6 protein-coding genes are annotated in these 7,160 nt (G+C 54.5%); all 6 read left to right on the top strand.

Annotated features, from left to right (window positions below; genetic code table 11):
• Positions 1 to 1,132: BACON domain-containing protein (locus COMA2_RS04285; protein WP_217490616.1), on the top strand; the 1,132-nt coding region annotated here is incomplete at its 5' end.
• A 649-nt stretch (positions 1,133 to 1,781) separates the two neighbouring features.
• Positions 1,782 to 4,124, top strand: coding sequence for a secretin N-terminal domain-containing protein (locus COMA2_RS04280; protein ID WP_090894975.1), 2,343 nt, complete (start codon positions 1,782 to 1,784; stop codon positions 4,122 to 4,124).
• Positions 4,121 to 4,627 carry a type II secretion system protein gene (locus tag COMA2_RS04275; protein WP_175304383.1) on the top strand — a complete coding sequence of 169 codons (507 nt, stop codon included), beginning with the start codon at positions 4,121 to 4,123 and terminating at the stop codon, positions 4,625 to 4,627. The genes COMA2_RS04280 and COMA2_RS04275 overlap by 4 nt, the downstream gene beginning before the upstream one ends.
• Positions 4,602 to 5,003 carry a prepilin-type N-terminal cleavage/methylation domain-containing protein gene (locus COMA2_RS20880; protein ID WP_090894972.1) on the top strand — a complete coding sequence of 134 codons (402 nt, stop codon included), beginning with the start codon at positions 4,602 to 4,604 and terminating at the stop codon, positions 5,001 to 5,003. Before COMA2_RS04275 ends, COMA2_RS20880 begins: the two co-directional genes overlap by 26 nt.
• Before the next feature lie 56 nt (positions 5,004 to 5,059).
• Positions 5,060 to 5,848, top strand: coding sequence for a LysM peptidoglycan-binding domain-containing protein (locus COMA2_RS04265; RefSeq protein ID WP_217490615.1), 789 nt, complete (start codon positions 5,060 to 5,062; stop codon positions 5,846 to 5,848).
• Between the two features lie 41 nt (positions 5,849 to 5,889).
• Positions 5,890 to 7,104 carry a type II secretion system F family protein gene (locus COMA2_RS04260; RefSeq protein ID WP_090894971.1) on the top strand — a complete coding sequence of 405 codons (1,215 nt, stop codon included), beginning with the start codon at positions 5,890 to 5,892 and terminating at the stop codon, positions 7,102 to 7,104.
• Positions 7,105 to 7,160: the final 56 nt, after the last annotated feature.

The following is a 7,160-nucleotide window of genomic DNA, read 5'->3' as shown; positions in this document are numbered from 1 at the left end:
CGTGACGAGAGTGGTGGGGGTCACGCTGACAGTGCCGGCGCCGTCCCCAATTCTTACCGTGAGCCCAGCCGCAGTGACGTTCTCGGGAGTGCAGGGCGGAGCGAATCCCGCGAGCCAGAGCGTGATGGTCACTTCGAACGGCGATTGGGCGGCCAGTAGCAGCGCGCCCTGGCTGACTCTCAGCCCCTGGGCCGGCATCGGCAACGGCCCCATTGCCGCCAACGTGATTTTGGCTTCTGCCCCGGTGGGCACGAATCAGGCCACGATTACCGTGACGAGTGGGAGCGTGACGAGAGTGGTGGGGGTCACGCTGACAGTGCCGGCGCCGTCCCCAATTCTTACCGTGAGCCCAGCTGCGGTGACGTTCTCGGGAGTGCAGGGCGGAGCGAATCCCGCGAGCCAGAGCGTGATGGTCACTTCGAACGGCGATTGGGCGGCCAGTAGCAGCGCGCCCTGGCTGACTCTCAGCCCCTGGGCAGGCACCGGCAACGGATCTATCACAGCCAACGTGACCTTGGCATCTGTCGCTGCTGGCGCGAACCAGGCCACGATTACCGTGAGGAGTGGAGGGGTGACGAGAACGACTGTCGTGACGTTCACGGTTGCCCCCGCCTCATTGACGGCTTCCGTCAACAGTTTGACCTACACCGCCACGCAGGGAGCAGCCAATCCTGCTGCTCAGACCATTGCCATCAGTTCAAATGGAACATGGACGGTAAGTGAGGGTGTTCCCTGGCTCTCGCTTAGTCCAACATCCGGCTCCAATAATGGAATCATTACGGCCAACGTGAATACGGCGGCCGCGACACTGGGACCTAATTCGACCACCATCACTGTGAGGAGTGGCGGCATAACCAGAACTGTAAATGTCAACTTGACCCTGAACACTCAGGCGTCCGTCACGTTGACTTGGAATGCAAATACTGAAAGCGATCTAGCGGGATATAAAGTATATCGAGCAACCTCCTCAGGAGCCTATGGAGCCCCCATCGCGGCGATCCCGGGTAATACGACCAGCTACATTGTTACAGGACTTCAATCCAACACGACGTATTTCTTTGTCGTAACAGCCTATGACATCGCGGGAAATGAAAGCGCATATTCAAACGAAGTCAGCAGGAGTGTTTACTGAAATATATTCGGGAATGACGAGACGACCAGAGGGGGGACTCCGCAATTCGGACTCGGTGATCCGTGGGATCCTGGCTCACAAAAGCCACCAGGGGGAGTGCAGTGATGATCGATCGCACGCATCCCTGCCGGTCGGGCGGCAATGCCAAAATCCTGAAGCCAGCCCCTGGAATTCACGGCCTTACGGAAAGCATCCAAATCAGTATGGATGGTTGTGGCCGTTGGCGGGATCACGTCGTTGTGGAACGCCTCTGGCAGAGGCTCAAGTATGAGGTCTCTCTCCACCTACGAGACTGTGCCCGCCGCCCATCAGGGGGGTGTCGCGCGACGTGACATTCTAGAATCAGATCAGGCCGCATCGGACGCTTGACGGACGTACGCCCGATCGCGTGTTCTGGGAGAATCGGCCCGCCACAGTCGTCCGCGCGTAGGCCCTCATTGCTAGACGCCACTTCTGACCCATCAGGATCTGTCCAATCAAGCGGAACCACCTGTCTATGAGCGTTTTCAGGAGAGACGCTGATCTTTCATCTTCTAGGCTTTTCCTTTGAGCTTGTCTTGATCCGTAGTATAAGAAAAGTTGATGGCTGGCATGGACTATGCTCAAAGGCCCTAGGGTAATGTCTCTATATCCATAGGAAACATGTATTGTGAATTGTCAGCTGAAGGTAGGTCTTCATAATCAAGCGATAGAAGCCCTCCTGGTTCTGGGAATCATCGGGATGTGCGGTTGCGCCTTATTAGTGTCTCCTGATGTCAAGCGGGGAGATCAGCATTTGGCTGCGGAACGGTGGGAAGAAGCGATCCTCGCCTACAAACAGGCACTAAAAGATGATCCATTTGATCCTTCCCTACAGAGTAAATACGCGTTGGCTCGCGAGCGCGCTACGGCGACGTATGCCGAGCATGCTCGGACGTTTTTGAAGGAGAAGCAAATTGATCTTGCCCTGGAAGAATTCAAGCGAGCGCTGGCCATCAACCCTTCCAGCGCCGATTACCAAGCAGGTTTCATGCAGGCCACTCGTGTGAAAGAATCCCGGTCCCAGTACCGCGAGGCTGAACGACTGGCTCAACTCGGACGGGCCGAGGAGGCGATGAGGGGGTTTGCGCGGGCTGCGGAGCTCGATCCGACATACCAAGAGGCGCTGGAGAACATCACGCGGCTTACTGAAGTCCAGCAAGGACTCGCAAGAGACGAACGTTCAAGGCAGCCTCTGACGTTGAAATTCAAAAACGCCGGTATTAAGGAGGTCCTTGAGGGGGTGGCGAAGGTTGGTGGATTTACGCTGATTTTCGATAAGGACGTCCGAAACGATCCCATTTCCATTTCGATCCAAGATACGCCCTTTGAGGATGCTCTGCATCTGATCCTCACGAGCAACAGTTTATTTTCTCGTCAGATATCTCCGGCCGTCTTGATCGTCAGTCCCGATACCAAACAGAAGCAGGAGCAGTATCAAGATCTGATGATTCGGACGTTCTACCTTTCTACCGCGAAGGCCAAAGACATGGTGCTCTTACTCAAGAGCATGTTGGATTCCAAGCGGATGCATGCGAATGAGCAACTCAATGCCATTGTCATTCGCGATCAGCCGGAGAAATTGGAACTTGCTGAAAGAATTATCTTGGCCAATGATCGGCAGGAACCCGAGGTGCTGTTTGACCTTGAGGTGTTGGAGGTCAATCGAACGAAGAATCAAACGTATGGGCTGAACTATCCGAAACAAGCCGGTGCCGGGCTGGTCGCTTCCGGTTTTACCGGAACCTTGGCGGCAGAGGCTGTGCAGATGACCTACCGTCAACTGACCGATTTGGGGCCGAGCAACTATCTCTTCAAACTGCCGACGACTGTATTGCTGGATTTTTTTAAACAGCAGTCAGACGCGAAGACGCTTGCGTCACCCAAGGTTCGTGTCATGAACAATAAGAAAGCAGAGATTAATATCGGAGACAAACAACCGATTCTTCTCTCCACCACTAATGTCTTGCCCGGGCAGGCAGCGACGGGAGCCGTACCGACTACCTCAACCGTCACATCGATCGAGTTTCGAGACACGGGCGTCAAGCTGACCGTCGAGCCTTCAATCCGATTGGGCAATGAGTTGTCGTTGAAAATGAAAGTGGAGGTCATTCGGGTTGGAGAGCCGGTGCTTCTTCAGGCTGCTCCTAAAATTGAACAGTTTAAATTTGGTAATCGCTCGGCTGAGACTACCTTAAATATGCGTGATGGAGAAACAGTGGTTCTCGGCGGACTGCTTCAGGAAGAGGATCGTCGAACGCGAATTACCATGCCATGGATTGGGGATTGGCCGTTGATTGGAAAACTGTTGAGCTCTTACAAAACAGATCGAGTGACGACGGAAGTCATTCTCACTATTACTCCGCGCATTGCGCAACCTGCTCTTCCTGCTGGTTCCAGCAACCAAGCCCTTTGGTCCGGTACCGAATTCAACTATGCGACAAGCCCGGTCTTTTCCAGTCCGACTAGAAAAATATCAGCATTGGGGGGAAGCGAGTACGGAAAGATCTCCACGCCCGGCGGCGCGCTGGCGAAAGACGCAGGACAGACAAACATGGCCCGATCATTGGCTCAGTCGGCGACGCCTGGTCCTCAGTTGATGATCAAGCCGGAAGACTCGGTTGCTCAATCCGGTAAAGAAATACGGCTTTCTGTCGTCGATGGGCGAATCCGCGCATCGGGCGAGCATTCATTCAAACTGGACTATGACCCCGAGATTCTGCAATTCAAACGACTCGATAATGCGGAGTTGACCGGTATGGGCGAAACCAAAACCATGGACAATATTGGACAAGCAGGAGCCATCACGTTTCACTTCGCTCGCCAGGCTCAGCCTTCGCCACGAACAATGCAGGTCATCTTCGTGGCCAAGGCGCCTGGGGTGTCACCAATTCGCGTTGTGCTGATGGATCCTAGCGGTGAGGTGCGGGTATCGCCAGAAATAGTCGGGAGAGGGGTGGTGCGAGTGCGGTGAGAGAGGACGGCTTCACGCTCATCGAAATTCTCGTCACGATGGCGATCATCGTGATCTTGGCGTCGGTCGCCATGCCTCTGAGCAAAGTATCGACGAAACGGGCCCAGGAGATTGAACTGCGCCAGCATCTTCGGACTATTCGCGGCGCGATTGATGTGTTTAAGCTGGAATGGAATCGTGATGGGGACGTTTTGCTCGGAGTGGTCTGCGTAAAGAATCGTTTGACGTGTAAGGAAGTGACCGGGCCATACGGCTATCCGAAGTCTCTCGATGTGCTGTTGGGTGTAAAACTGACGGGACAGGAAGCGACGGTTCGAGGCGCCACGGTGAGGCGCTATTTGCGGACGATGCCGAATGACCCGCTAACGGGAAAATCCGATTGGGCACTGCGTTGTTATAAGGATCGTCCAAAGCCGTCTAGCTGGTGCGGTGAGGATGTTTATGATGTGATGACGCAAAGCGAGGAGTTTGCGCTCGATGGGACCAAGTATCAGGATTGGTAAGGTGAATGGTTGGAATGTGAAAGGGTTTACGCTGATTGAACTCATGATCGTCGTGTCCATTGTCGGTATTTTGGCCACGATTGCCGTTCCGTCCTATCAGTCATCATTGATCAAAGCCAGAGAGACGGTATTGCGGCAAGACCTGTTCACGCTGCGCGAGTTGTTGGATCATCACCGCGCTGACAAAGGAAAGTATCCTCCATCCTTGGATGGTTTGGTAACGGCTGGATATCTGCGGACTCTTCCTAAAGACCCCTTTACGAACTCGCCGAGCTCTTGGCAACAGATCCTTGAACCGACAGAGGGTGGTATCTTTGATGTGTATTCCGGGTCGGATCTTATCGGAACAAACGGGACTCCGTATAATCAATGGTGAACAGACTCGTGAAATCGGCTTGGAGTAGATTCTGCTCTGGGCGCACAGGGGTTCGAATGAATGGGAAATGGAAGCAGACATCCGTCGGAATTCTTCTGCTTGGAATGTCGGCCTGTAGTTCGCTCGAAGACTTCATCATCGAACCGGAGATGTCGGATCTCCAGCTCACGGTGGATACCCTCAAAACCTCATTGCGAGATGCCCAGCGAATGATTGACGAGTTGAGAGCAGAAGTCGACGCACGGCGCCAAGAATTGGCCGATGTGCAAATCGTCCGGGCGCAGTTTGAAGGACGTATTCGAGAGGCAGAGCGTCGATTGGGTGAAGCTCGACATGTGATTGATCTCCAGCGGGAGGAACTGGCCAGCTCGCGTTCCGAACGGGAACAGATGGGGCGGACCAGAGCCGCACTGCAGCATCAGCTGAAGCAGCTTCACAAGCAGCTCTCGAAAGTCGAGAAACAAGCGAAGGAAGAACTCTCTCCCGCCGCGATGGTTTCTCCAGGAGACGGGCAACCGGAAATGGTGCCGATCGTCCATCAGCAGGGTGCCCTATTGGCTACTCCGCATGAGGGCGCTCAGGTTGTCGCGGAGGCGGCGATCCAGGTGTCGGCAGCCTCTTCAGTCGGGGAGATACCGGTGGTTTCTCAGTCGACAACCGGGCCTCCGCGTCTATACGTATTAGTCAAATCTGGAGACACGTTATGGCGCATCGCACGCCGGTATCACACCTCTGTGAGCCGCCTCATGACTCTCAACGCGCTCTCCAGCGACCGTATTCAAGCTGATCAGGTGCTTTGGTTGACTGAGTCTTCTGCCGATATGATCGAGCACGAACGAATGTAGTGGCGCACGATGGGTGCGGCAAGTGGTGAAGGTCTACATCTATGGCAGTATTTGCGTATCGAGTCGCGCGCTCTGATGGGTCCACCCTCCATGGGCATGTAGAAGGAGATAATGAATCAGCGGTTCGTGCCAGACTTGAGTCACAAGGATTGCTGGTCTTCAATCTTCACGCTCGCGGAATCACTTCAGTCAAAACGGAGCTGCCGTGGTCATGGGGAAAGCTTCCGCTGGAGCAGTTCTTGGTCTTCAATCAAGAATTGATGGCGCTGGTCAAGTCCGGACTGCCCATTTTGCGCATCTGGGATCTTCTCATCGAACGAGCCGGGCATGCTGGATTTCAACGGACTCTCCGTGACGTACGAGAAGACATTCGAGGTGGGGCCTCCGCCTCGGAAGCATTGGCTAAACATCCACGCTATTTCCCGGATCTCTATGTCGCCACGGTGAAAGCAGGGGAGCAATCGGGCAATCTTCCAGAGGTACTACAGCGGTATGTTGCGTATCTGAAGCTGATGGTGGGGCTGCGTCAGAAAGTGAAAAAAGCAATCTCTTATCCTATCGTTCTCATCTGTATCGGCCTCGCCGTGGTGGGTTTTCTATTGACCTATGTCATGCCGACTTTCGTGTCGGTCTATGGAGACTCAGTGCAGACCTTGCCCTGGGCGACTCAGGTCTTGCTCGATGTGGTCACACATGCTGAGTCATGGCTATTGCCCGCAGCGGTCGTCCTCATTGGCCTCATGCTTGGAATGCATACCTACTATGCCACCTCGGCGGGACAACTGACGATCGATCGTCTTGTGCTGAAGCTTCCCCTCGTGGGGCAGATTGCAGTCAAGCACAATACGGTTCAGCTGACGCGAACGCTCGGAACTATCCTTGCCGGAGGAACGCCGCTCGTCGATGCCTTGCAAGGCGCACGGGGAGCCATTGCAAACCGATGGATTTCACAAGAAATGATTGGAGCTGTTAACGAGATTCGAGAGGGAGCCACATTAGCTGCTGCGCTGGATCGTCCCGGAGTGCTCCCGAGGCTCGCCATCGAAATGTTATCGGTAGGAGAGGAAACTGGTTCGCTTGATACGATGTTGCGGGACGTCTCGGAGTTTTATGAGGCTGATCTTGATACGAGACTGATACAGCTTACGACATGGATCGAGCCGGCGTTGCTGCTTGTGATGGGAATATTGGTCGGTGGAATCGTCATTGTGATGTATCTGCCGGTATTTCAGATGGCTGGGACCGTCGGCGGCTAGAGAGGAGAGAAGTTGGGATCTGAAAGCGACGAGGATACACGATGAGAGAGGTCGCG

The sequence above is a fragment of the Candidatus Nitrospira nitrificans genome, assembly GCF_001458775.1.
Taxonomy (GTDB): Bacteria; Nitrospirota; Nitrospiria; order Nitrospirales; family Nitrospiraceae; genus Nitrospira_D; species Nitrospira_D nitrificans.
Note: the sequence above shows the minus strand (reverse complement) of the source record. Positions and strands in the feature narration are given on the sequence as shown.

Coding starts and splice junctions, on each gene's coding strand:
- COMA2_RS04260 (WP_090894971.1), top strand. CDS start 5,890: ATGGCAGTATTTGCGTATCGAGTCGCGCGCTCTGATGGGTCCACCCTC.
- COMA2_RS04265 (WP_217490615.1), top strand. CDS start 5,060: ATGAATGGGAAATGGAAGCAGACATCCGTCGGAATTCTTCTGCTTGGA.
- COMA2_RS20880 (WP_090894972.1), top strand. CDS start 4,602: ATGGGACCAAGTATCAGGATTGGTAAGGTGAATGGTTGGAATGTGAAA.